This is a genomic window from Thauera humireducens (genome assembly GCF_001051995.2).
GTDB lineage: Bacteria > Pseudomonadota > Gammaproteobacteria > Burkholderiales > Rhodocyclaceae > Thauera > Thauera humireducens.
Genome location: NZ_CP014646.1, coordinates 3,196,866 through 3,220,269 on the forward strand (window position 1 = coordinate 3,196,866; position 23,404 = coordinate 3,220,269).

General features: G+C 68.0%; 24 protein-coding genes. 20 read left to right on the forward strand and 4 right to left on the reverse strand.

Annotation, left to right across the window (positions count from 1 at the left end; all coding sequences use genetic code 11):
* Positions 1–14: 14 nt before the first annotated feature.
* Positions 15–1,706 (reverse strand): sensor domain-containing diguanylate cyclase, encoded by a 1,692-nt coding sequence (locus tag AC731_RS14945; RefSeq protein ID WP_048707229.1) that lies wholly within the window; start codon positions 1,704–1,706, stop codon positions 15–17.
* Positions 1,707–1,884: 178 nt separating this feature from the next.
* Between AC731_RS14945 and AC731_RS14950 the strand changes: the two genes are divergently transcribed.
* Both AC731_RS14950 and AC731_RS14955 read left to right on the forward strand, forming a co-directional pair.
* Complete coding sequence (locus AC731_RS14950) at positions 1,885–2,073, forward strand: DUF3460 family protein (RefSeq protein WP_004257645.1); 189 nt, start codon at positions 1,885–1,887, stop codon at positions 2,071–2,073.
* Positions 2,074–2,116: 43 nt separating this feature from the next.
* A complete protein-coding gene (locus tag AC731_RS14955; protein ID WP_048707230.1) occupies positions 2,117–3,538 on the forward strand; it encodes an exonuclease domain-containing protein in 1,422 nt (473 codons plus the stop codon).
* 27 nt (positions 3,539–3,565) lie between these two features.
* On the opposite strand, the gene AC731_RS14960 is transcribed toward AC731_RS14955, so the two are convergent.
* Entirely contained in the window at positions 3,566–4,258 is a 693-nt protein-coding gene (locus AC731_RS14960) for a Crp/Fnr family transcriptional regulator (protein WP_048707232.1), read from the reverse strand.
* Between the two features lie 245 nt (positions 4,259–4,503).
* Between AC731_RS14960 and AC731_RS14965 the strand changes: the two genes are divergently transcribed.
* From AC731_RS14965 to ccmI, 18 genes are all read left to right on the forward strand, one after another.
* The gene (locus AC731_RS14965) at positions 4,504–6,414 is read left to right on the forward strand and encodes an ATP-binding protein (protein WP_048707234.1); all 1,911 of its coding nucleotides are present in this window, start codon (positions 4,504–4,506) and stop codon (positions 6,412–6,414) included.
* Complete coding sequence (gene narL, locus AC731_RS14970; protein ID WP_048707236.1) at positions 6,414–7,064, forward strand: two-component system response regulator NarL; 651 nt, start codon at positions 6,414–6,416, stop codon at positions 7,062–7,064. The genes AC731_RS14965 and narL overlap by 1 nt, the downstream gene beginning before the upstream one ends.
* Before the next feature lie 138 nt (positions 7,065–7,202).
* Positions 7,203–7,748: a ferredoxin-type protein NapF gene (gene napF / locus AC731_RS14975; protein WP_169800066.1), complete on the forward strand. Its 546-nt coding sequence runs from the start codon at positions 7,203–7,205 to the stop codon at positions 7,746–7,748.
* Complete coding sequence (locus AC731_RS14980) at positions 7,745–7,999, forward strand: chaperone NapD (RefSeq protein ID WP_004257677.1); 255 nt, start codon at positions 7,745–7,747, stop codon at positions 7,997–7,999. Before napF ends, AC731_RS14980 begins: the two co-directional genes overlap by 4 nt.
* A 1-nt stretch (position 8,000) precedes the next feature.
* Positions 8,001–10,553, forward strand: coding sequence for a nitrate reductase catalytic subunit NapA (gene napA / locus AC731_RS14985; RefSeq protein WP_048707238.1), 2,553 nt, complete (start codon positions 8,001–8,003; stop codon positions 10,551–10,553).
* A 70-nt stretch (positions 10,554–10,623) separates the two neighbouring features.
* Positions 10,624–11,502, forward strand: coding sequence for a ferredoxin-type protein NapG (gene napG, locus AC731_RS14990; protein WP_048707240.1), 879 nt, complete (start codon positions 10,624–10,626; stop codon positions 11,500–11,502).
* Complete coding sequence (napH, locus tag AC731_RS14995; protein ID WP_048707243.1) at positions 11,499–12,437, forward strand: quinol dehydrogenase ferredoxin subunit NapH; 939 nt, start codon at positions 11,499–11,501, stop codon at positions 12,435–12,437. The genes napG and napH overlap by 4 nt, the downstream gene beginning before the upstream one ends.
* Positions 12,434–12,886: a nitrate reductase cytochrome c-type subunit gene (locus AC731_RS15000; protein ID WP_048707244.1), complete on the forward strand. Its 453-nt coding sequence runs from the start codon at positions 12,434–12,436 to the stop codon at positions 12,884–12,886. Before napH ends, AC731_RS15000 begins: the two co-directional genes overlap by 4 nt.
* Before the next feature lie 23 nt (positions 12,887–12,909).
* Positions 12,910–13,530 (forward strand): NapC/NirT family cytochrome c, encoded by a 621-nt coding sequence (locus tag AC731_RS15005; protein WP_004257698.1) that lies wholly within the window; start codon positions 12,910–12,912, stop codon positions 13,528–13,530.
* 134 nt (positions 13,531–13,664) lie between these two features.
* Positions 13,665–14,291, forward strand: a complete 627-nt coding sequence (ccmA, locus tag AC731_RS15010) for a cytochrome c biogenesis heme-transporting ATPase CcmA (protein WP_004257702.1) — start codon at positions 13,665–13,667, stop codon at positions 14,289–14,291.
* The gene (ccmB, locus tag AC731_RS15015; RefSeq protein ID WP_004257705.1) at positions 14,285–14,953 is read left to right on the forward strand and encodes a heme exporter protein CcmB; all 669 of its coding nucleotides are present in this window, start codon (positions 14,285–14,287) and stop codon (positions 14,951–14,953) included. Before ccmA ends, ccmB begins: the two co-directional genes overlap by 7 nt.
* 64 nt (positions 14,954–15,017) lie before the next feature.
* Positions 15,018–15,794, forward strand: coding sequence for a heme ABC transporter permease CcmC (ccmC, locus tag AC731_RS15020; RefSeq protein ID WP_004257709.1), 777 nt, complete (start codon positions 15,018–15,020; stop codon positions 15,792–15,794).
* Complete coding sequence (gene ccmD, locus AC731_RS15025) at positions 15,794–16,021, forward strand: heme exporter protein CcmD (protein WP_004257713.1); 228 nt, start codon at positions 15,794–15,796, stop codon at positions 16,019–16,021. Before ccmC ends, ccmD begins: the two co-directional genes overlap by 1 nt.
* Positions 16,018–16,464 (forward strand): cytochrome c maturation protein CcmE, encoded by a 447-nt coding sequence (gene ccmE, locus AC731_RS15030; protein ID WP_048707246.1) that lies wholly within the window; start codon positions 16,018–16,020, stop codon positions 16,462–16,464. Before ccmD ends, ccmE begins: the two co-directional genes overlap by 4 nt.
* A gap of 1 nt (position 16,465) precedes the next feature.
* On the forward strand, positions 16,466–18,439 hold the full coding sequence (locus tag AC731_RS15035; protein WP_048707247.1) for a heme lyase CcmF/NrfE family subunit: 1,974 nt from the start codon (positions 16,466–16,468) through the stop codon (positions 18,437–18,439).
* Positions 18,440–18,457: 18 nt separating this feature from the next.
* Positions 18,458–19,051 (forward strand): DsbE family thiol:disulfide interchange protein, encoded by a 594-nt coding sequence (locus AC731_RS15040; protein ID WP_004257726.1) that lies wholly within the window; start codon positions 18,458–18,460, stop codon positions 19,049–19,051.
* Positions 19,041–19,580, forward strand: coding sequence for a cytochrome c-type biogenesis protein (locus AC731_RS15045; protein WP_004257728.1), 540 nt, complete (start codon positions 19,041–19,043; stop codon positions 19,578–19,580). Before AC731_RS15040 ends, AC731_RS15045 begins: the two co-directional genes overlap by 11 nt.
* Positions 19,577–20,797, forward strand: a complete 1,221-nt coding sequence (gene ccmI / locus AC731_RS15050) for a c-type cytochrome biogenesis protein CcmI (protein ID WP_004257731.1) — start codon at positions 19,577–19,579, stop codon at positions 20,795–20,797. Before AC731_RS15045 ends, ccmI begins: the two co-directional genes overlap by 4 nt.
* 51 nt (positions 20,798–20,848) lie before the next feature.
* On the opposite strand, the gene alr is transcribed toward ccmI, so the two are convergent.
* Positions 20,849–21,910 carry an alanine racemase gene (alr, locus tag AC731_RS15055; protein ID WP_004257734.1) on the reverse strand — a complete coding sequence of 354 codons (1,062 nt, stop codon included), beginning with the start codon at positions 21,908–21,910 and terminating at the stop codon, positions 20,849–20,851.
* A gap of 126 nt (positions 21,911–22,036) precedes the next feature.
* Positions 22,037–23,347 carry a D-amino acid dehydrogenase gene (locus AC731_RS15060; protein WP_048707249.1) on the reverse strand — a complete coding sequence of 437 codons (1,311 nt, stop codon included), beginning with the start codon at positions 23,345–23,347 and terminating at the stop codon, positions 22,037–22,039.
* Positions 23,348–23,404: the final 57 nt, after the last annotated feature.

Consider the following 23,404-nt stretch of genomic DNA (forward strand, 5'->3'; position numbering starts at 1 on the left):
GCCCTGACGGTGTCTCAGGCGTTCAGGCGCACGGTGTTGCGGCCGCCGTTCTTCGCCTCGTAGAGTGCCTCGTCGGCCTTCTGCAGTGCCAGTTCGACCGTCTCGCCCGGCTTCACCAGGCGCGCACCGATGCTCACCGTCAGCGCGCGGCCGCCGGGCAGGGGGCGGGCCGCCTCGGCCTCCGCACGGATGCGTTCGCTCAGGCTGGCGAGGGTGTGCGCATCGCACGGTGTCAGCAACACCAGGAATTCATCGCCGCCCCAGCGCGCGGCGCTGTCATAGGGGCGGATGTGGTTGCGCAGCAGCGCGGCGACCGTCACCAGTGCGCGGTCGCCTTCGGCATGGCCGAGTTCGTCGTTGATTTCCTTGAAGTGATCCACGTCGATCCAGATGATGCCGAAGGGCTGGCGTTCGCGGGCACCGCGGCTGACCGCGTCGTCGATCAGCTCGCTCATGCCGCGGCGGTTGATCAGCCCGGTGAGGTCATCGATCCGTGCTAGGCGGTTCAGGGCCTCGGTGCGCTCCTGCACACGGCTTTCGAGTTCCACCGTGGTGTTGCGCACCGCGCCGGCCATGGCCTCGAAGTGCTTGATCAGGCGCCCGATCTCGCCCTTGCCCTCAGGCAGGTCGGCCGGGGCGAGATCGCCGTCGCGCACGCGCAGGATGGCGCGCTCGAGCGCGCTGACGGGGCGGAACACGAGGCGCTCCAAGGCCAGGTGCACGATCAGCAGTGTCAGCAGCAGGGCGGCGGCGAATACCAGCGCCGCCATGCCGAATCGGTTGACCGGCATCACCACGTCGAGGTCGAGCAGGGTGATCTCGTACCAGTCGAGCTCTGGCAGGTAGGCAATGCCGGCGAGGTGGCGCTTGCCGTTGACCTGGACGAAACGGCTCAGCACGGTTGTCCCGGGCGTGGTGGTCGCGGCCAGTTCGCGCATCATGTCGCGCAGGTGGGCGCGATCCTCCGCGGTCTCCAGCAGGAGGTCCACGGTCTTCTTGTTCCATTCCGGCTTGGTGAGGCTGGCGTAGTCGATCAGGTTGCGGTCCCGGAACAGCTGGATGGCGCCGTTGTGGTCGACGAAGAGTGTGGTGATGCCGGGCGGGGCCACATCGATGACGTCGCGGATGAAGCCGTCCAGCTCGAGACCGGTGCCGACCACGCCGAGGATGCGCTCGCCGTCGCGCAGCAGCACGTCGATCCACAGCTTGGTCACGCCGAGCGGGATGTCCGGATTGACGTTGAGGTGGAAGTCGCGGCCTTCGCGGATGATGGTGTAGAACCATGCGTCCGGCGGGTTGTCTGGGCGCAGGTGGTAGCGCAGCGGGTTGGCGGCGAATTCGTTGCGGGCGTTGTTGTGGAAGTAGGCGCCGGAATCGAGCAGGGCGACGAAATAGCTGCGGTCCTGGAAGTTGCTGCGGAAGCTCTCCATCTCGGCGATTGCCTCGACGCGCATGCCGGCGTCCTCGGGCGTCTTCGCCCAGCGTCGCAGAACCTGCGAATCGGCCATCTGGCGGGCGAGGGCGATCTCGCGGGCGATCGGCTGCAGCAGCTTGGCGCTGTCGTAACGCACCTGTACTTCGGCGAGCCGTACGCCCCACTGTTCGATGATGGTCTCGGCAATACGCTGGAAAACCGACCAGGCCGCCGCCGAGGCGGTCAGGACCAGCAGGGTGGCCAGGAGCAGGAAGCGCGTCTTGAGGTTCATGCGCAGGGCGAGTCGACGGAGTGGGTGGGGGCGGCCGCAGTATTAATGCAGCCTAACATGCGGCCAGCGTGCCGCATGCGTTCTGCGTCACGGACTCCATGAGGCGGTTGCGCGCTGCCGCAGCGGCGCAGGTCGGCGCCTGCTGCTAGAATTGCGGCCACTTTCCGGGGACCCGATCATGGCCATGTACGAATCCGAACACACCAAGTTCATGCGTGAATGGATGGAGAAGCATCCGCAGGAGCGCGCCGAGCAGCAGAAGGGCCGTGCCCTGTGGTGGGACAAGCCGCAGTCGCTCGAGCAGCAGCAGCGTCACCGCGAGGCGAGCGTGCCGGTGAAGCCCTACTACTACGACGCCAACCACTGAGCCTTGCGTCACGACCCGTCGCGCGGCGCCGTGCGCTGACCGCATGAGCCTGCCGCGCCGTCTCGCCTTCATCGATGTCGAGAGCACCGGGGCCCATCCGGTGCGCGACCGCATCACCGAGATCGCCATCCTCCGCGTGGAGGACGGCGTGCTCGTCGAGCGCTGGGAGAGCCTGGTCGATCCCGGGATTCCCATTCCGCCGCTGATCCAGCAGGTGACGGGCATCACCGACGACATGGTGGCCGGCGCGCCCGGCTTCGAGGCGCTGGCCGACCGGGTCCAGACCTTGCTGGCCGACTGCGTGTTCGTCGCTCACAACGCGCGCTTCGATTTCGGCTTCATCAAGAACGCCTTCGAGCGCATCGGCCGCGCGTTCGACGCGCGCGTGCTGTGCACGGTCAAGCTGTCACGGGCGCTGTTTCCCGAGCACCACCGCCATGGGCTGGATGCGCTGATCGAACGTCACGGTCTGCACTGCGGCGCACGCCACCGGGCCATGGGCGATACCGAGGCACTGTGGCAGTTCGTGCAGATGGCGCAAGCGCAGTTCGCGCCCGATGTGGTCGGTCGCGCCGCCGAACGTGCGATGAAGGCGCCAGCACGGGCCCCGGGTCTTCCCGAGGGGCTGCTGGAAGCGATTCCCGACGTGCCCGGCCTCTATCTTTTTCATGCCGAGCCGGAGGCGCCTCCGCCCGGGCGCAGCGACCGCCCGCTGTTCGCCGCCCGGGCCGTCAGTTTGCGCGCACGGGTCAAGGAGCATTTTGCGGCCAGCGTGCGCAAGGGCAAGGATGCCGAGCTGCGCGAGCAGGTGCGCCGGGTCGAGTGGATCGAGACCGCCGGCGAGCTCGACGCGATCCTGCGCGAAGCCGAACTCGTGAAGCGCCTGCGCCCGCCCTTCAATCGCGTGCCCGAAAGCGTTGACGAGGCCTTCGCGCTGCGGCTGCTGGACAACCGCCGTCGTCCGCCGATCTATGAACGCGTGCCGATTGCCGGTACCGATCCGACCGGCTGGCAGGGCTTGTACGGCGTGTTCCGCAACCGCCGCGAGGCGGAGAACCTGCTGCGCGAGCTGGCCCTGCTGTATCGCCTGTGTCCGCGCCGCCTCGGTCTGGAGTCAGGCACCCTTGGCGCATGCTCGGCGTTCCACCTGAAGCGGTGTGCGGGGGTTTGCGCGCGGCGGGAGAGCGCCGCCGACCATGATGCCCGCCTGCTCGGCGGGCTGGCCTCGGCGGGCATCAAGCCCTGGCCGTGGCCGGGCGCGATCGTCGTCGCCGAGCGTCATGCCCATTCGGGACGGGAGGCCTATCACGCGTTCGACCAGTGGTGCCATCTCGGCAGCGTCGAACGCCGCGAAGAGCTTGTCGCCCTCGACCGCACGCGGCGGTTCGATGCCGATACCTGGCGCCTGCTTGGGCGCTGGTTCGCCGTGCCCGCCAATCTGGCGGCCGTCGAGCCGCTGGTTTAGCGCGAAAGTCGCTGACGCGCCCTGTGCCTAGTGGGCCGCTGCGCGTCGTAGCTGGCTGAGGTTGTCCAGCATCAGGCCACGACGCCCCTGGGGGCGTACCAGGCCGTCGCGCACGAAGCGCGACAGCACGCGCGAGAAGGTCTCCGGTGTGAGGTTGAGCTGGGCCGCGATCGTCTGCTTGTCGGATGCCAGGCGGACTTCGGCATGCTCGGCGCCCTGCGGCGCGAGCTGCGCCAGATACTGCGCGACGCGCTGGGTGCTGCTCAGCTGGATACAGAGCTGCATGTGCAGCATCATCTCGTAGCTGGCGGCCGCGAGCCGGGTGGTCATGGCCTCGCCGAAGCTGGGCACGGCGACCATCGCCTCGCGCACCAGCGCGATGGGCACGTGCAGCAGGCGGGTGTTGCGTGCAGCCTGGGCCATCGCCATTGCGGGGCGGCCGAGCAGGGCGGCCTCCTCGCCGAAGGTGTCACCGGGGCCGGCGATGCGGATCAGCTTTTCGCTGCCCGACGGTGCGAGCAGCAGGCATTTCACTTCGCCGTCGAGCACCACGTGCATGCAGGTGGCCGTATCCTGGGCCTGGATGAGAATCTCGCCACGCTCGGCACGCACCAGACGGGACGCTGCGACCAGGCGATGCAGGCGTGGGTCGTCGAGCAGATCGAAGGGAGCGATCTGGCTCAGGCTCGGGATGCTGGGAGGGGTTTTTTCTCGTTTCATCGTTCGCTCCTGCGTGCTGCGCTGGTTGTCAGCGTGGCCGAACTGGAGTCTAGACAGGGCGGAGGCGGGGTCAAAGGCGTCGCGCGCGTGCAAGGTGGCGTTGGCATACCTCTAAGGAGGTATTCAGGCTTCTTGCAAGTGCTTGTAAACAATCGGTAATGCGATGAGGGGCCGTGTCGATCGGGCCGTTGCAGGTATAAAGGAGTAGGCCGACAGCGACCCCCGCCGGCCGCTGGAGACCACGGATGAAGTTCGCGATGCCGCGCCTGCTCGTCAGGCATTCGATCCTGCTGCTGGTTGCGCTCGCCATGCTCGCGCTCGCGCTGATCAGTCTGGTCGGCATGAGCGCATCGGTGATGGTTGCCGAGAGCGTGCAGGGCAGTGCCAGTGCGATCAACCATGCCGGCGGCCTGCGCCGGCTGACCTATCGCGTGGCCGGATTGGTGGCGGCCGACGCGCTCAGCGGGCCGCTGTCGCCGCGACGGGTCGAGGCCGCGATCGAGGATTTCGAGCGTGCGCTGGGACATCCCGAACTGCAGCGCATCGTGCAGCGCAACCCCGGCGGACTGTTCGCCGCCACTTACCGCGGTGTCGAGTCGTCGTGGAGTCAGAGCCTGAAACCGAGCCTGAAGCGCATGGTGCGCGACGCGCCATCGACGTCGCCCGCGCAGATCGAGGACTTGCTCACCAATGTGGACCGTTTCGTGGATCAGCTCGACACGCTGGTCTTCGTGCTCGAGCAGGATACCGAGGCCCGCATCGAGGACCTGCGAGAGATCCTCGCCGGGGCGATCGTCGCCACGCTGGTGGTGATCTTCCTGGCCCTCGTGGTCCTGCGTCATACGCTGCTCAAGCCGCTGAGCCGGCTGCTTGCGGCGACGCGGGCGATTGCCCGCGGCGACTATTCGGCCCGGGTCGCGCACGTCGGCCATGACGAACTCGGCCGTGTCGGCGCCACCTTCAACCTGATGGCGGGGGAGATCTCGCGCCAGTACCAGACCCTCGAGCAGCGCGTGGCCGAGAAGACCGCGGAGCTGCAGCGCAGCAACCGCTCGCTGGAGCTGCTGTACCACGCCATCGCCCGCTTGTATCAGACGCCGACCGAGCCGGCTGTGTACGAAGCGACCCTGCGCGACATCGACCGCGTCGCCGGCCTGCAAGGCAGTTTCGCCTGCATCGAGCCGCGTCAGGAGGGGCCGGCGACGGTCATTGCGTCGACCCTCGGTCCGTGTGTCGATCGTGTTGCGCGCGGCGACGAGGCCTGTGTGGAATGCAGGTCGGTTTCCGTGGCCGGGGCAGAGCACCGTGGCGGCCAGCAGTTGCTGCGCTTCCCGTTGCGCGATCGCGAGCACCACTACGGCATGCTGCGCCTCGCCCTGCCCGCCGGCGAAGCGCTCGAGGACTGGCAGCGCCAGCTGGTCGAAGCCCTGTCGCGCCACATCGGCATGGCGCTCGGTGCGGCCCGGCGTAGCGAGCAGGAACGCCTGCTGGCCTTGCAGGAAGAACGCTCCGTGATCGCGCGCGAGCTGCATGATTCGCTGGCGCAGGCGCTGTCCTACATGAAGATCCAGATGAGCCTGCTGCAGCGCGCCCTGGCGGATCCGGCGCGCCTCGCCGAAGCGGGCACGATCCTGGCCGATCTGCGCACCGGGGTGAACGACGCCTATCGCCAGTTGCGCGAACTCCTGGTCTCCTTCCGTCTCGAGTTGTCGGGCGACCTGGGCGCGCTGCTGCGTACCGCCGTGGCGGAGTACCGCGAGCGCGGTGGTGTCGACATCACGCTCGAGATCCGGCTGGCCGATTGCAGCCTGACGCCGAACCAGGAAGTCCACGTGCTGCAGATCGTGCGCGAGGCGCTGTCGAACATGCTGCGTCACGCGATGGCGCGTCACGCGCGTGTGGTCCTGACGTGTGACGAGGCCTGGCGGGTGACGATCACGGTCGAGGACGATGGCGTGGGCATCGATGACGGGCCGGTGGATGGCCGCGACCATCACGGCTTGTCGATCATGCGCGAACGGACCCGCAGTCTCGGGGGCGAGATCGAGATCACCCGTCGCGGTGAGGGGGGCACCCGTGTCAGCGTGAGCTTCCAGGCCGTTCACACCCTGCCGGCGCTCGCGGTCGACGCATTCACTGAAGAAGGACGCCATTGATGAACGACACGCCGCTCGAGTCCGTACTGATCGTCGATGACCATCCGCTGTTCCGCAAGGGATTGGCGCAGCTGCTGCAGACCGTTCCGGCCTTCCGTCTCGTCGGCGAGGCGACCGGCGGCGCCGAGGGCGTCGAGATGGCGCGCTCGCTGCAGCCCGACCTGGTGCTGCTGGACCTCAACATGCGTGACATGAGCGGGCTCGAGGTGCTGCGCCAGCTGCGTCAGATGCGGCCGGAGCCGCGGGTGGTGATGATCACGGTGTCGGACCAGGGCGAGGATGTGGTCGCGGCGTTGCGCGGCGGCGTCGACGGCTACCTGCTCAAGGACATGGAGCCCGAGGCGATGGTGGCGGCGCTCGCGGACGTCGCGGCGGGGCGGGTGGTGATCCCGCCCGAGCTCAACCTGCTGCTCGCCGCGGCCCTGCGCAGCGAAGTCCGGCCGCAGTCCGCGGACGCCGCAGGCCTGACCGAGCAGGAGCAGCGCATCCTCGACAAGATCGCCGCCGGCCTGTCGAACAAGATGATCGGACGCGAGCTCAACATCGCCGAGGGCACGGTCAAGGTCCACGTCAAGCACATCCTGCGCAAGCTCAACCTGCGTTCGCGGGTCGAGGCTGCCGTATGGGCGGTGGAACGCCCGCGCGGCTGACCCGGGCAGTTTTCCGCACGGCTTCGTCAGTCCGCGCAAGGCCTCGCCAGCTGCCTTGGCGCGCCAGCGTGCCGCTTCCGTCCTTGATCGCGGTCAATGACCGGGTTGGGGGCATGGGATTCAATGGGCGGCGTATAGATGGGTTCAGGGGCTCTTGTGGAATCGGCATCACCTTCTCGTCGGGGCTTTCTGCGCGGCAGGGTCCGTGCGGTAGCGCCCGCCCCGCGTCCGCCTTGGGCGCGGGAGGAGCGCGATTTCATCTCGTCCTGCACCCGCTGCGATGCCTGTATCGACGCCTGTCCGACCGCCATCCTGGTCCGGGCCGACGGCGGGTTCCCCGCGGTCGACTTCTCGCGCGGTGAATGCACCTTCTGTGGCGACTGTGTGACGCATTGCGCGCCGCGCGCCCTGCTGCGCCCTGCGGAAGGCGATGCACCCTGGTCCTTGAAGGCGAGCATCGGTCAGGCCTGCCTCGCGGCGGCGGGCGTGGAGTGCCGTGTCTGCGGCGAGAACTGCCCCGTGGGCGCGATCCGCTTCCGCCCGCGCATCGGCGGTGTGGCGCTGCCGCAACTTGAGGCCGAAGCCTGCACCGGCTGCGGCGCCTGCTTTGCGCCCTGCCCGACGCGGGCCATCGTGGTGCAGGCGCCGGTTGAATGCGATGTTCCGACGGAGAGCGAACAATGAAGATTGCAAGTCTGGTTCTGCGGGCCCTGCCTGCGGATTTCCCGGAGATCAAGGAAGCGCTGGCGCGCATCCCGGGGGTCGAGATTCATGGCTCCTCGGACGAAGTGGGTCGCATCGTGGTCACCGTGGAGGATGGCGAGGGCTGGTCGGTCACCGACTCGATCCTCGCGGTCAACCTCGCGCCCAAGGTGCAGGCGGTGACGCTGGCTTACGAATACACCGATGACGGTCTCGAATTGACGGAGGCATGAAATGAGCATGAATCGACGCGAATTCATCAAGAACAATGCGGTCGCCGCAGCCGCTGCAACGGCCGGCATCGGCATTCCCGTGGTCACGCAGGCACAAGGCAACGGCGCGGCCAGCGCCGGCACCAAGGTGCGCTGGGACAAGGCGGCCTGTCGTTTCTGCGGCACCGGCTGCTCGGTGCTGGTCGGCGTGCAGAACGGCCGCATCGTCGCCACCCAGGGCGATCCGGACTCGCCGGTGAACCGCGGCCTGAACTGCATCAAGGGCTACTTCCTGTCCAAGATCATGTACGGCGAGGACCGCCTGACCAAGCCGCTGCTGCGGATGAAGAACGGCAAGTACGACAAGAACGGCGAGTTCACGCCGATCTCGTGGGACCAGGCCTTCGACATCATGGAAGAGAAGTGGAAGAAGGCGTTCAAGGAGCACGGCCCCGACTCCATCGCCATGTTCGGCTCCGGCCAGTGGACGATCTGGGAAGGCTATGCCGCCTCCAAGCTCTACAAGGCCGGCTTCCGCACCAACAACATCGACCCGAACGCGCGCCACTGCATGGCCTCGGCCGTGGCCGGCTTCATGCGCACCTTCGGCATCGACGAGCCGATGGGCTGCTACGACGACATCGAGAACGCCGACACCTTCGTGCTGTGGGGCTCGAACATGGCGGAGATGCACCCCATCCTGTGGAGCCGCATCACCGACCGTCGCCTGTCCAAGGAAGGCTGCCAGGTCCACGTGCTGTCGACCTTCGAGCATCGTTCGTACGAGCTCGCCGACAACCCGATGATCTTCGTGCCGAACACCGATCTCGCGATCCTGAACTACATCTGCAACTACATCATCCAGACCAAGCGCGTTAACACCGACTTCGTCAATCGCAACGTCAAGTTCAAGATGGGCGAGACGGACATCGGTTTCGGCCTGCGTCCGAACCACGTGCTCGAAGCCAAGGCCACCAGCAACGGCTATCCCGGCGCCGACGGCAAGCCCAAGGGCGATACCGGCGCGGCCAAGGACATCAGCTTCGACGAGTTCGCCAAGTTCGTATCCGAGTACACGGTCGAGAAGGTGTCCAAGCTGTCGGGCGTGCCCGAGGACCGCCTGACGAAGATGGCCGAGCAGTACGCCGATCCGAGCCGCAAGGTCGTGTCGTTCTGGACCATGGGCTTCAACCAGCACACCCGTGGCACCTGGGTGAACAACATGATCTACAACGTCCACCTGCTGGTGGGCAAGATCTCCGAGCCCGGCAACAGCCCGTTCTCGCTGACCGGCCAGCCGTCCGCATGCGGCACGGCGCGCGAGGTGGGCACCTTCGCCCACCGCCTGCCGGCCGACATGGTCGTCACCAACCCGATGCACCGTGCCCTGACCGAGCAGATCTGGCAACTGCCGGAAGGCACGATTCCGGCCAAGATCGGCCTGCACGCCGTGGCGCAGAGCCGCGCGCTGAAGGACGGCAAGGTCAAGTGCTACTGGACCACGACCACCAACAACATGCAGGCGGGACCGAACGTCAATGACGAGATCTACCCGGGCTGGCGCAATCCGGAAGCCTTCGTCGTGGTGTCCGACGTCTATCCGACCGTGTCGGCCCTGTCGGCCGACCTGATCCTGCCGTCGGCGATGTGGGCCGAGAAGGAAGGCGCCTTCGGCAACGCCGAGCGCCGCACCCAGTTCTGGCGCCAGCAGGTGGCCGCACCGGGCGAGGCCAAGTCCGACCTGTGGCAGTACATCCAGTTCGCCAAGCGCTTCAAGGTCGAGGACGTGTGGCCGGCCGAGCTGATCGCGAAGAAGCCGGAGTACAAGGGCAAGACCCTGTACGACGTGCTTTACGCCAACGGCCAGGTGAACAAGTACCCGCTCGCCGACGTGGAGACGGCCAACGCCCACGCCTGGAAGGGTTACATGAACGACGAGTCGAAGGAACTCGGCTACTACCTGCAGAAGGGGCTGTTCGAGGAGTACGCCGCCTTCGGTCGTGACCACGGCCACGATCTGGCGAACTTCGACGTCTATCACAAGGCGCGCGGCCTGCGCTGGCCGGTGGTCGACAACAAGGAAACCCTGTGGCGCTTCCGCGAGGGCTACGACCCGTACGTGAAGGCGGGCGAGGGCGTGAAGTTCTACGGTCACAAGGACAACAAGGCGGTCGTGTTCGCGCTGCCCTACCAGGATCCGCCCGAGATGCCGGATGCCGAGTTCGACATGTGGCTGTGCACCGGTCGCGTGCTGGAGCACTGGCACACCGGCTCGATGACGCGCCGCGTGCCCGAGCTGCACCGCTCGGTGCCCGAAGCCCAGGTCTTCATGCACCCGGACGACGCGCAGAAGCGCGGCCTGCAGCGCGGCATGGCGGTCAAGGTGTCGTCGCGGCGCGGCGAGATCGTTGCCCGTCTCGAGACTCGCGGCCGCAACAAGCCGCCGGTCGGCCTGATCTTCGTGCCCTTCTTCGACGAAGGCCGGCTGGTGAACAAGCTCACGCTCGACGCCACCTGCCCGATCTCGAAAGAGACCGACTACAAGAAGTGCGCGGTCAAGGTGGTCAAGGCCTGATCGACAGGAGGCGTGAGCCCGACGCCCCGCCGACCGGGGGGACGGCCCCGGGCGCAGGCTCACGACGAACATGAACGACATCGCGAAACCGACCGGACGTACCGCAGCCAGCGCACCGTCGCCGCGTCGCCGCTTCCTGAAGGATGCGGCGGGCGTCGCCGGCGGCGCGGGCCTGCTCGCGCTCGGAGCCGGGATGTACGCGAAGCAGGCGTCGGCGCTGCCGGCCACTGCCATCCGTCCGCCCGGCGCGCTCCCCGAACACGACTTCCTGGCGGCCTGCGTGCGCTGCGGCTTGTGCGTGCGCGACTGCCCCTACGACACGCTGAAGCTGGCCGAACTCGGCGACAGCGTGGCGACGGGCACGCCGTACTTCGAAGCGCGCAAGATCCCCTGTGAAATGTGCGAGGACATCCCCTGCGTGGTCGCCTGTCCGACCGGTGCGCTCGATCGCGGGCTCACCGACATCGGCAAGGCGAAGATGGGGCTGGCCGTGCTCATCGACCAGGAGAACTGCCTCAACTTCCTCGGTCTGCGTTGCGACGTGTGCTACCGCGTGTGCCCGGTCATCGACAAGGCGATCACGCTCGAACGCATGCACAACCCGCGCTCCGACCGCCATGCCATGCTGCTGCCGACGGTGCATTCGGAGCACTGCACCGGCTGCGGCAAGTGCGAGAAGGCCTGCGTGCTGCCCGGCGAGTCGGCGATCAAGGTGCTGCCGATCAAGCTGGCGCAAGGCTCCAAGGCCGAGCACTACCTGCGCGGCTGGGAAGAGAAGGAGGCGGCCGGCGGCTCGCTGATCGGCGACCAGGTCGAACTGCCCGTTCGCGGCCTCGAGGACAAGGCCTACGGCGACACTCGCGTCAAGCCGGGTGACGGTCCGCAGGGTCCGGACACCAGGCCGGCCCAGCCCGCCGGCAGCGGTCTGGATTCGGGGTGGAAGCCATGAGCGCGCAGACGACGACCGGCGGCGTGCCGGAGCGCAAGGTTCCGCCTACCAGCGTGCGCGGCGCCGCGATGCGCGGCGTGGTGGCGCGCCCCGGGCAGGAAGCGATCGAGGCCAAGGGCTGGCTGCGGGCGCACAAGTGGCTGCTGCTGCGGCGCGCCTCGCAACTGGGCATCCTGGCGCTGTTCCTCGTCGGGCCGTGGCTCGGGTGGTGGATCGTGAAGGGCAACCTGTCGTCCAGCCTGACGCTGGGTGTGCTGCCCCTGACCGATCCCTTCCTGATCGCACAGCAGCTTGCGGCGGGGCGGTGGCCCTACCGCGAGGCCTTGCTGGGTGGCGGCATCGTGCTGGCCTTCTATCTCCTGCTCGGCGGGCGGCTGTTCTGCTCGTGGGTATGCCCGGTGAACCTCGTCACCGACGCCGCCGCCTGGCTGCGCCGGCGTCTGGGCTTGAAGGGCGGCAAGGCGCCTGCGGGCAACACGCGCTACTGGCTGCTGGGCTTCGTGCTGGTGACTGCAGCGGCGACCGGTTCGTTGGCATGGGAGTGGGTTAACCCGGTGTCGATGTTCCACCGCGGGCTGATCTTCGGCTTCGGCCTCGCCTGGGGCCTCGTCGGTGGCATCTTCTTCTACGACCTGCTGATCGCACCGCGCGGCTGGTGTGGCCACCTGTGTCCGCAGGGTGCTTTCTACGCGTTGCTCGGCCGCGCTTCGGTGGTCAAGGTGTCGGCGGACAGGCGGAGCGCCTGCAACGACTGCATGGACTGCTTCGCGGTGTGCCCCGAGCCCCAGGTCATCCGACCTGCACTGAAGGGCGTGGGGCAGGACCACCCCCTCATTCTGGATGCCGACTGCACCACCTGCGGACGCTGCGTGGATGTGTGCGGCAAGGACGTTTTCCGTATTACGACCCGATTCAACAGGAGCGAGTCAAAATGAAAAAACAGACACGAAATCTGGTGCTCGCGCTCGTCGCCGCAATCGGCTTCGGCGCCGTGGTACCGTCGTCGGCGATGGCCCAGGCCGTCAAGAGCATCCGTGGCGCCGACGTCGCAGAGCAGGAGCTGCAGGTCGGCAACTACAAGCCGATTCCGGACCAGGCGCCGATCGAGCGCGACTACGTGCAGCAGCCGCCGCTGATTCCGCACAAGGTCGAAGGCTATGAAGTCACGATGAACTTCAACAAGTGCATGGATTGTCACGCCTGGAGCCGCTACAAGGAGTCGGGCGCGACCAAGGTCAGCCTGACGCACTTCAAGGACCGCGATGGTGGGGAGTTGTCGAACATCTCGCCGCGCCGCTATTTCTGCATGCAGTGCCACGTGCCGCAGACCGACGCCAAGCCGCTGGTGGAAAACAAGTTCCAGCGCGCGGAAGGCCTGCGCTGAGGCTTCAATAAACGGGGATCGTCATGACCGACAACAACAAGAGCCTGATTCAGCGCATACGCGGCGCAGGCTGGGGCGCCATCGTGCTGCTCGTCGCTTTGGGCGTGATCTTCTGGGGTGGCTTCAACTGGGCCCTGGAGATGACCAACACCGAGAAGTTCTGCATTTCCTGCCACGAGATGGAGGAAAACGTCTTCAAGGAGTACCGCAACACCATCCATTACCAGAACCGCACCGGTGTGCGCGCGACCTGCCCGGACTGCCACGTACCCAAGGAGTGGGGGCCGAAGATGATCCGCAAGATCAAGGCCTCGCGGGAGCTCTACGGCAAGGTGATGGGCACCATCAGCACGCCGGAGAAGTTCGCCCAGGAGCGTCCGCGCCTCGCGCAGAACGAATGGAACCGCATGAAGGCGAACAACTCGCAGGAGTGCCGCAACTGCCACAACTACGAGTATTTCGACTACTCGGTGCAGGGCCGTCGCTCGAACCAGATGCACCAGGCCGGCTTCGCCGAAGGCAAGACCTGCATCGATTGCCACAAGGGCATCGCGCACTCGCTGCCGCCGGTCAAGCAGGACATCGGCGTCGATCGCGGCGGTGTCGCCCCCGAGGTGATGCACCCGCCGGTGCAGAAGCAGTAAGGACGCCGGCCGGACGGCTGACCGTCCCGGTTCGCGCAACCGGCCCCGCCATCTGCCCACGGGTGGAGCGGGGCCGGTGTCGTTCCGCGCGTCCGGGATGGCGCCGGCCTGACCCCTGTGGTTCAATCGCGCCCATGCTCGAAGTTGAAGATCTCGCCTGCCTGAAGGGCGATCGCCTGTTGTTCCGCGACCTCGCCCTCCGCCTGCAGGCGGGAGAGCTGCTGCGCATCGCCGGCCCCAATGGCGTCGGCAAGACGAGCCTGCTGCGCCTGGTCACCGGCCTGGCGCTGCCCGAGGCCGGCGAGATCCGCTGGCGCGGCGAGTCGATCCGGCGCGAGCGCGAGGCCTTTCATCGCGAACTGCTCTATCTCGGCCACGCACCGGCCATCAACGATCTGCTGAGCCCGCTCGAGAACCTGCGCTTCGCCTGTGCCGCCGCAGGCGACGAGGTCGATGCCGAAACCTGCATGCAGGCGCTGGTGCGCATCGGTCTCGAGAACCAGCTCGATCTGCCGGCGCGCGTGTTGTCGCAGGGCCAGCGCCGCCGTGTGAGCCTCGCCCGCTTGTTCCTGTCCGGGCGACGGGCGCTGTGGGTGCTGGACGAACCCTTCACCGCACTCGACGTGAAGGCCGTCGCCGACTTGGCGCAGGCCTTGTCCGACCACTGCGCCGCGGGTGGCATGGTGATGCTGACCACCCATCAGGACGCGCCCTTCGCGCTCACGCCGCGGGTGCTCGACGTCGGAGCCTATGCATGCTGAGCACCTTCCTCGCCGTGTTGCGTCGCGACCTGCTGCTGGCCTGGCGCGGGCGCGCCGACGTGCTGGTCACGCTGGCCTTCTTCGTCATCGTCGTCTGCCTGTTCCCCTTCGGCGTTGGCGCCGAGCCCAACCAGTTGCGCGCGATCGCGCCCGGCGTGCTGTGGGTCGCGGCGCTGCTCGCCTGCCTGCTGTCGCTGCACAGACTGTTCGCCCAGGACTACGCCGACGGAACCCTGGAGCAGCTTCTCCTGTCTAGCGAACCGGCTGCACTGTGGGTGACGGCCAAGGTGCTGGCCTTCTGGCTCAGTACCGGGCTGCCCGTGGTGGCGGTTGCGCCTGGCCTGGCGCTGCTGCTTGACCTTGAACAAGGCGCCTTGCCGGTGCTGGTTTTAAGTTTGGCGCTGGGTACGCCGATCCTCGGCTTGCTGGGGGCGGTGGGCGCGGCGCTGACGCTGGGCCTGCGTGGCGGCGGCATGTTGCTGGCATTGCTTGTGCTGCCGCTGTTCGTGCCGGTGCTGATCTTCGGGGCAGGTGCGGTCGAGGCCGAGATGTCGGGCGCCGGCGCTGCAGCGCACCTGCTGCTGCTGGGCGGTGGTCTGGCTGGTGCGCTGGCGCTGGCACCGTGGGCGTGTGCTGCAGCCTTGCGCATCACGACTGATTGAAGAATGAACCCTTGGCCGGCGCGAGTGCAGCCGGCCCAATGTAGAGACGACGAGTAGCCCACGCATGAATGCTCCCGAGCGCAGCCGCAGCCTTTTCCGCTTCGCCGCCCCGAACAACTTCTATCCGCTGGCAGGTCGCCTTGCGCCCTGGTTTGCCGCCGCAGCGCTGGTCCTGACGCTGGCCGGCCTGTGGCTCGGCTTCTTCGTTGCGCCGACCGATGCCACGCAGGGCCAGGTCTATCGCGTCATCTTCATCCACGTGCCGGCGGCCTGGATGTCGATGTTCATCTACCTGGTCATGGCCTTCTGGTCGGCGGTCGGTCTGGTCATGAACACCCGCCTGTCCTTCGTCATGAGCCAGGCGCTGGCACCGACTGGCGCGATGTTCTGCTTCGTCGCGCTGTGGACCGGCGCGCTGTGGGGCAAGCCCACCTGGGGGGCCTACTGGGTGTGGGACGCGCGCCTGACCTCGCAACTGTTGCTGCTCTTCCTCTATTTCGGCTTCATCGCGCTCACGCGTGCGATCGAGGATCCGCGCCGCGCCGATCGGGCCGGTGCCATCATCGCCCTGGTGGGTGCGGTCAATGTGCCGATCATCTATTTTTCGGTGCAATGGTGGAACACCCTGCACCAGGGCGCCTCGGTCAGCCTGACCAAGGCGCCGTCGATGGCGACGACCATGCTCGCCGGCATGCTGGTGATGGCGATTGCGGCATGGATGTACACGATTGCGGTGGTGCTGTGGCGCGCGCGGTCGATGATTCTCGAGCGCGAGCGGCACACCGAGTGGGTTGGCGCGGTGCTCGAGCATGAGGCGCAGCTCAAGGGAGGACGTGCCTGATGGCGCAGTGGGAAAGCTGGTCCGCATTCTGGGACATGGGCGGCGCGGCCTTTTTCGTGTGGGGCAGCTACGGCGTGACCTTCGCGCTGATGGCGCTGGAACTCGTGCTGGTGTTGCGGCGTCGGAAGGACACGGTCACGCGGCTGCTGCGCTGGCGGCGTGCGGTTGGCAAGGATTCAGCAAGGAAGACCGGCGCGTCCGTGCCGGTCATGGAGTCGGAAACATGAAAGCCCGTAGCAAACGTCTGATGCTCGTCGGCGGCGGGGTGGCCCTGCTCGTCGCGGCGGTCGCCCTAGTGCTGAGCGCCTTCCAGCAGAACCTGGTGTTCTTCCACACGCCCAGCGAGGTCGCCGAAGGCAAGGCGCCGACCGGCAAGACCTTCCGCGTCGGCGGCATGGTCGAGGAGGGCTCGATCAAGCGCGAGGCCGACGGTCTGACCGTCAGCTTCGCCATCACGGACACGGCCAGGGTGATCCCGGTGAGCTATCGTGGCACGCTGCCCGACCTGTTCAAGGAGGGCAAGGGCGCGGTGGTGCAGGGCAAGCTCGAGGCCGACGGCACCTTCCGTGCCACCGAGGTGCTGGCCAAGCACGACGAGAACTACATGCCGCCGGAAGCGGCGCATGCGGTGGAACAGGCCAGCAAGGCCGCAGCAACCGTGAGCCAGTGACATGATCCCCGAACTCGGACATTTCGCCCTCGTCCTCGCGCTGGTGCTTGCCCTGGTGCAGGCCGTGGTGCCGATGGTGGGCGCCAGCCGCAACCGCTTCGCTCTGATGGCCGTCGGTCGCCCGGCGGCGCAGGGGCAGTTCTTCTTCATCCTGGTCAGCTACGTCTGCCTGACCTGGGCCTTCATCCAGAGCGATTTCTCGGTGCAGCTCGCGGCCAGCAACTCGCACAGCGCCACGCCGCTGATGTACAAGATCACCGGCGTGTGGGGCAACCACGAAGGCTCCCTGCTGCTGTGGGCGATGTCGCTGTCGTTGTGGACAGTGGCCGTCACCGTGTTTTCGCGCCACCTGCCCGAGGCCTTCGTCGCCCGCGTGCTGGGCGTGCTGGGCTGGGTCAGCGTCGGTTTCCTGTCCTTCCTGCTCGTCACCTCTAACCCCTTCGACCGCCTGCTGCCGGCGGTGGGCGAGGGCCGAGACCTGAACCCGCTGCTGCAGGACCCGGGCATGATCATCCACCCGCCGCTGCTGTACATGGGCTACGTGGGCTTCTCTGTCGCCTTTGCCTTCGCCATCGCGGCGCTGCTCACCGGTCGCCTCGACGCCGCCTGGGCGCGCTGGTCGCGTCCCTGGACCACGGTGGCCTGGGTGTTCCTCACTGCCGGCATTGCGGTCGGTTCGGGCTGGGCCTACTACGAGCTGGGCTGGGGCGGCTGGTGGTTCTGGGACCCGGTCGAGAACGCTTCCTTCATGCCCTGGCTGCTCGGCACCGCGCTGATGCACTCGCTCGCCGTCACCGAGAAGCGCGGCGCCTTCCGCAGCTGGACGGTGCTGCTGGCGATCTCGGCCTTCTCGCTGTCGCTGCTCGGCACCTTCATTGTGCGCTCGGGCGTCATCACCAGCGTGCATGCCTTCGCCACCGATCCCAAGCGCGGCCTGTTCATCCTGGCGCTGCTGGTCATCGTGATCGGCGTGTCGCTGCTGCTGTATGCGTGGCGCGCGCCCAAGCTCGGCGGTGGCGGCAGCTTCAGCCTGGTGTCGCGCGAGACCTCGCTGCTGGGCAACAACGTGCTGCTGTCGGTGGCCTCGGCCTCGGTGCTGCTGGGCACGATGTATCCGCTGTTCCTCGACGCGCTGGGCATGGGCAAGATCTCCGTCGGCCCGCCGTACTTCGAGGCGGTGTTCATCCCGCTGATGACGCCGGTCGTGGTGCTGATGATGTTCGGTCCCTTCCTGCGCTGGAAGGATGACGACCTCACCGCCGCGGTGAGCAAGGTCGCGCCCGCCTTCATCGCCAGCGTGCTGATCGGCCTGGGGACGGCCTATGCTGTCGATCACGTCACCTGGCGCACGGTGCTGGGCCTGGCGCTGGCCGCCTGGGTGGTGCTGGCCAGCATCCAGCTGCTGGCCGGTCGTATCACCGAGCGCGCGGGCGCCGGCATGGGGGCGCGCCTGCGCGCGATCACCGCGTCGTGGTGGGGCATGTGGCTGGCCCACCTTGGGGTGGGCGTCTTCATCATCGGCGTGACGCTGGTGGGCAGCCTGGATGCCAACCTCGACGTGAAGATGCAGAACGGCCAGCGCGCCGAACTGGCCGGCTACACCTTCACCTTCCGCGGCGTGCAGGATGCCGACGGTCCCAACTACGACGCCGCGCGCGCCACCATCGACGTGACCCGCGACGGCCGCGCCATCGCCACGCTGACGCCCGAGAAGCGCATGTATCTTGCACAGGGCATGCCGATGACCGAAGCCTCGATCGACATCGGTGCGTTCCGCGACGTGTATGTGTCGCTCGGCGAGCAGATCGAGGACGGCACCTGGATCGTCAGCCTGTACTACAGACCCTTCATCAGCTGGATCTGGCTGGGCTGCACCCTGATGGGCCTGGGTGGCGTGTTCGCTGCTGCCGATCGTCGTTACCGTCGTCTGGCCGCGCGCGACGCGACGGTGGCGGCCAACCAGCGCGTCGCCTGAGCGCGCGAAAGTCCTCACATGAAAGCGAAATTCCTCGTTCCCCTGCTCCTCTTCATCGGCCTGGCGGGCTTCCTAGCCTTCGGCCTCACCCTCAACCCGCGCGAGGTGCCTTCGCCGCTGATCGACAAGCCCGCGCCCAACTTCAGCCTCGCCCGGCTCGATGATCCCGCCAGACCGTTCGCGCTGGAGGAGATGAAAGGCCAGGTCTGGCTGCTCAACGTGTGGGCGTCGTGGTGCGTGGCCTGCCGCCAGGAGCATCCGCTGCTGGTGCAGATGGCCCGCCAGAAGATCGTGCCGGTGGTCGGCCTCAACTACAAGGAAGTGCGCGGTGACGGCGCGATCAACGCGCGCGGCATGGCGCTGGAGGCCGAGACGGCGATGGCCATCGAGCGTGCCCGCCGCTGGCTCACCGATCATGGCGACCCCTACGTGCTGTCGGTGCTCGACATCGATGGCCGCGTCGGCATCGATTTCGGCGTGTATGGCGTGCCCGAGACCTTCCTGATCGATGCCGAGGGCCGCATCCGCTACAAGCACATCGGCCCGATCACGCCGGAAAGCCTGCAGCAGGTGATCCTGCCCAAGATCGAGGAGGTCCGCCGTGCCGGTTGAGCGTTTCCCCAGGGCGCTGCGCGCACTGGCGCTGGCGGCGCTGCTCGGCGCCGCACTGCCGGCGATGGCACAGCAGCCGGCAGCCGATCCCGGCATGGCGCCGGCGGTGGCACCCGACCCGCAGCTCGAGGCCGACGTGATGGAGCTGTCGCACAAGCTGCGCTGCCTGGTGTGCCAGAACCAGTCCATCGCCGAATCCAATGCACCGCTGGCCCTCGACCTGCGCGACCAGGTGCGCGAGCAGCTCGCCAGCGGCCGCAGCAAGGACGACGTGGTCGATTACCTCGTTGCCCGTTACGGCGACTTCGTGCTCTACGAGCCGCCCTTCAAGGCCACCACCCTGCTGCTGTGGGGCGGACCGGTGCTGCTGCTGGTGGGCGGTGCGGGCTGGCTGGCCTACCGCCTGCGCCGCCGTGCGAGCGAACTCGCCGCCGCAGGCCACCTGAGCGAGGCCGAGCGCCAGCGCGCGCGCGAACTGCTCGCCGGTGCCGCCCAGCCTTCTTCTGAATCTCCGGAGTCCCGTTCGTGACCGCCTTCATCTTCTTTGCCGGCCTGCTGCTGGCCGGTGCCCTGCTTTGGATCCTGCCGCCGCTGTTCGGCGCTGCCGGGCGTGCGCAGCGCGAACAGGCGGCGCAGAGCAGCATGGCGCTGACCGTGTTGCGCGAGCAGCTGGCTGAACTGGACGCCGAGCTGGCCGCGGGTCGCATCGACGCCGCCAGTCATGCCCAGAGCCGGGAGGAACTCGAGCGCCGCGCGCTGGAGGAAGGCGAGGCGGCGGCCGAGCGCGCCCAAACGGCCGATGCGCGCCCCGAGCGGCGCTGGGCGCTCGGCCTCGGGCTGAGCGTGCCGGTGCTGGCGGTTGCGGGCTATCTGGTGTTCGGCACGCCGGCGGGGCTCGACCCCGCCAATGTCGCTGGCCAGCAGGGCTTCTCGCCGGAAGAGATCGCCGACATGGTGGGCAAGCTCGAAGCGCGCCTGCAGCAGGAGCCCGACAACGTCGAAGGCTGGATGATGCTGGCACGCTCCTATCTGGTGCTGGAGGACTACCCGAAGGCGGCGGCGACCTACGAGAAGCTGGCTAAGCTCGCGCCCGAGGAGCCCGACGTCTATGCCGACTGGGCCGACGTGGTGGCTGCCATGAAGGGCACCGTGGTCGGCGAAGCCGAGGAGCTGCTGCAGAAGGCCCTGGCGATTGCGCCCGAACATCCCAAGGCGCTCGCGCTGGCCGGCACCGCCGCCTACCAGCGTGAGGACTACGCTGCCGCGGCCGCGCACTGGGAGAAGATCCTTGCGCGTATCCCGCCGGGCGAGGACGTGGCGCGCGGCATCCGCGCCAGCATCAACGACGCCCGCGCCAAGGCGGGCATGGCGCCGCTGGACGAAGCCGCGGCCGCACCGGCGGCGACCGCAACCCTGAAGCTGTCCGGCCGTCTGGAGGTCGATCCGGCCCTGGTCGAGCGGCTGTCCCCCGACGATGCGGTGTTCGTGTTCGCCCGCGGCGAGGCAGGCGGCCCGCCGCTGGCGGCGCTGCGCTTCAAGGGCAGCGAGCTGCCACGCGATTTCAGCTTCGAGGGCGCAAGCCTGATGATGGGCGACGCCGTGTTGCCCGAGCGTGTCATCGTTGGCGCCCGGGTGTCCAAGGGCGGCGATGCCATGGCGCGCAGCGGCGACCTGGAAGGCCTGAGCGGACCCGTTGCCACCGACGCCAGCGGCGTCAGCCTGCGTATCGACCGCGTGCGCGAATAAGGCGCAGGCGCGTCGCGAGGATCCGGCGGGCCGCGATGCACGCCCGGTTCGTCAGCCGATATAGTTGAAGCGCACCCGCTTCACGTTGCACAACAGTTCGTAGGCGATCGTGCCCGCCGCTGTCGCGATGTGGTTGACGGGCACCTGCCGTCCCCACAGTTCCACCCGGCTGCCGAGGCCGGCGTCCGGATGCCCGGTGAGGTCGATGGTCAGCATGTCCATCGACACGCGCCCGATGAGACGTCCCGGCCGGCCGTCGATCGCCACCGGCGTGCCGTCCGGGACGACGCGCGGATAACCATCGGCGTAGCCCATTGCGACCAGGCCCACGCGCGTGCGGCGCTCGGCGACGAAGCGTGCGCCATAGCCGAGCGGTTCGCCGGCGTCGATCTCGCGCACTGCCATCACCGCGCTCTCCAGCGTCATCACCGGCTGCAGGCCATTGCCTTCGCCCGGCATCGGGTCGGCGCCGTAAAGCAGGATGCCGGGACGCGCCCAGTCGCCGCGTGCCTGCGGCCAGCCGAGGATGGCGCCCGAATTGGCCAGGCTGCGGCTGCCGGGCAGCCCGGCGGTGGCGGCCTTGAACCGTTCCACCTGGGCGGGCGTGGCGATGACCTCCGGCTCGTCGGCACGGGCGAAGTGCGTCATCAGCGTGATGTCGGCGACCTTTCCGCTTGCCTGAAGACGCCGCCAGGCTTCGGCGACCGCATCGCCGACGAAGCCGGCGCGGTTCATGCCGCTGTTGACCTTCAGCCACACGTTCAGTGGCCGCGCGAGCGGCGTCGTCTCGATCATGCGCAGCTGCGCCTCGTGATGCACGACGATCCACAGCGCGTGGCGAACCACCGCGTCCAGCTCCGTGGCATCGAACACCCCTTCGAGCAGCAGGATCGGATGGGTGATGCCGGCTTCGCGCAGTTCCAGCGCTTCCCCGAGGAAGGCGACGGCGAAACCGTCGGCTTCGTCGGCCAGCGCCTGGGCGCAGCGCACGGCGCCGTGGCCATAGGCATTGGCCTTGACCACGGCGAGGGCGCGGGCGCCATGGCGGGCGCGCGCGAGATGGTAGTTGTGCCGCAGCGCGGCAAGATCGATCAGGGCGCGGGCAGGACGCATCGTGAGGTTCCGGCAGGGGCGAGGCGCAACATGGTGCGCCGAAGCGGGCGGCGCTGCAACGCACCCACCGGGTGCGGCAGCCGGAGCCGTCGCGCCCGATGGGTGCGTTGCGCGCCTGCCTCGGGTTCAGGCGGGCGACAGGCTCAGCCCGGTCGCACGGCGCGTCGCCTCGCGGCCATAGCGGCTCAGGGCCAGGTCGTCGTGGCGGATTGCCGGCTGACGGCCGGTGACGAGGTCGGCGACGAGTGCGCCGGCACCGCAGGACATCGTCCAGCCCAGCGTGCCGTGACCGGTGTTGATGAAGAGCTCGGGGTAGGGCGTGGCGCCGACGATCGGAGTCGAGTCCGGCGTCATCGGCCGCAGCCCGGTCCAGAACTCGGCGCGCGGCAGGTTGCCGCCGGTCGGGAACAGGTCACCGACCACCCTCTCGAGGGTCTCGCGCCGACGCGGGTTCAGGCGCAGATCGTAGCCGCCCAGCTCGGCCATGCCGCCAACGCGGATGCGATCGTCGAAGCGCGTCACCGCGACCTTGTAGGTCTCGTCCAGCACCGTCGACTGCGGTGCGCCGTCGGCGTCGACCAGCGGCACCGTCAGCGAATAGCCCTTCACCGGATAGACCGGCAGGTCCAGGCCGAGGCCGGCCGCCATCTGGCGCGAGTAGCTGCCGAGCGCCAGCACGTAGCGGTCCGCGGCCAGCACCTCGCTGTGTTCGCCGTCGCCGACGCGCACGCCGATCACGCCACCGCCACCGGTCAGGATCTCGCGGATATCCACGCCGAAGCGGAATTCGACGCCGGCCTGGCGGGCAAGCTCGGTGAGCCGGGTGGTGAACAGGTGGCAGTCGCCGGTCTCGTCGTTGGGCAGGCGCAGGCCACCGGCCAGCGGGCTGCGGCTGCGGGCGAGTGCAGGTTCGACCTGCGGCAGTTCGTCAGCGCCGAGCAGTTCGTAGGGCACGCCGCACTCCTGCAGCACCGCGATGTCGCGCTGCGCCGCCTCGAGCTGGGCCTGGGTGCGGAACAACTGCAGCGTGCCGCGGCTGCGTTCCTCGTAGGCGATGCCGGTATCGGCGCGCAGCGTGCGCAGGCAGTCTCGCGCGTACTCGGACAGCCGCATCATGCGTTCCTTGTTCACCGTGTAGCGCTCGGCGCTGCAGTTGGCGAGCATCTGCATCATCCAGCGTAGCTGGAACAGGCTGCCGTCGGCGCGGATGGCGAGCGGGGCATGGCGCTGGAACAGCCATTTCAGCGCCTTCAGCGGAATCCCAGGCGCTGCCCAGGGCGTGGAGTAGCCGGGCGAGACCTGGCCGGCGTTGGCGAAGCTGGTCTCCAGGGCGGGGCCGGGCTGGCGCTCCAGCACGGTTACGCGCGCGCCGCGTTGGGCGAGATACCACGCCGTGGTGGTGCCGATGACGCCGCTTCCGAGTACGATCACATGCATGGCTGCCTCTCGCCTGAATGACGTTGGATGTACGCAGTTTAGGCAAGCGTGTGCAGT

Coding starts and splice junctions, on each gene's coding strand:
- napG (WP_048707240.1), top strand. CDS start 10,624: ATGAACGACATCGCGAAACCGACCGGACGTACCGCAGCCAGCGCACCG.
- AC731_RS14960 (WP_048707232.1), bottom strand. CDS start 4,258: ATGAAACGAGAAAAAACCCCTCCCAGCATCCCGAGCCTGAGCCAGATC.
- AC731_RS15060 (WP_048707249.1), bottom strand. CDS start 23,347: ATGCATGTGATCGTACTCGGAAGCGGCGTCATCGGCACCACCACGGCG.
- ccmC (WP_004257709.1), top strand. CDS start 15,018: ATGAATGCTCCCGAGCGCAGCCGCAGCCTTTTCCGCTTCGCCGCCCCG.
- ccmB (WP_004257705.1), top strand. CDS start 14,285: ATGCTGAGCACCTTCCTCGCCGTGTTGCGTCGCGACCTGCTGCTGGCC.
- napA (WP_048707238.1), top strand. CDS start 8,001: ATGAGCATGAATCGACGCGAATTCATCAAGAACAATGCGGTCGCCGCA.
- AC731_RS14980 (WP_004257677.1), top strand. CDS start 7,745: ATGAAGATTGCAAGTCTGGTTCTGCGGGCCCTGCCTGCGGATTTCCCG.
- AC731_RS14945 (WP_048707229.1), bottom strand. CDS start 1,706: ATGAACCTCAAGACGCGCTTCCTGCTCCTGGCCACCCTGCTGGTCCTG.
- alr (WP_004257734.1), bottom strand. CDS start 21,910: ATGCGTCCTGCCCGCGCCCTGATCGATCTTGCCGCGCTGCGGCACAAC.
- napF (WP_169800066.1), top strand. CDS start 7,203: ATGGGTTCAGGGGCTCTTGTGGAATCGGCATCACCTTCTCGTCGGGGC.
- narL (WP_048707236.1), top strand. CDS start 6,414: ATGAACGACACGCCGCTCGAGTCCGTACTGATCGTCGATGACCATCCG.
- ccmD (WP_004257713.1), top strand. CDS start 15,794: ATGGCGCAGTGGGAAAGCTGGTCCGCATTCTGGGACATGGGCGGCGCG.
- AC731_RS14950 (WP_004257645.1), top strand. CDS start 1,885: ATGGCCATGTACGAATCCGAACACACCAAGTTCATGCGTGAATGGATG.
- ccmE (WP_048707246.1), top strand. CDS start 16,018: ATGAAAGCCCGTAGCAAACGTCTGATGCTCGTCGGCGGCGGGGTGGCC.
- AC731_RS15000 (WP_048707244.1), top strand. CDS start 12,434: ATGAAAAAACAGACACGAAATCTGGTGCTCGCGCTCGTCGCCGCAATC.
- AC731_RS15035 (WP_048707247.1), top strand. CDS start 16,466: ATGATCCCCGAACTCGGACATTTCGCCCTCGTCCTCGCGCTGGTGCTT.
- napH (WP_048707243.1), top strand. CDS start 11,499: ATGAGCGCGCAGACGACGACCGGCGGCGTGCCGGAGCGCAAGGTTCCG.
- AC731_RS14965 (WP_048707234.1), top strand. CDS start 4,504: ATGAAGTTCGCGATGCCGCGCCTGCTCGTCAGGCATTCGATCCTGCTG.
- AC731_RS15005 (WP_004257698.1), top strand. CDS start 12,910: ATGACCGACAACAACAAGAGCCTGATTCAGCGCATACGCGGCGCAGGC.
- ccmA (WP_004257702.1), top strand. CDS start 13,665: ATGCTCGAAGTTGAAGATCTCGCCTGCCTGAAGGGCGATCGCCTGTTG.
- AC731_RS14955 (WP_048707230.1), top strand. CDS start 2,117: ATGAGCCTGCCGCGCCGTCTCGCCTTCATCGATGTCGAGAGCACCGGG.
- AC731_RS15040 (WP_004257726.1), top strand. CDS start 18,458: ATGAAAGCGAAATTCCTCGTTCCCCTGCTCCTCTTCATCGGCCTGGCG.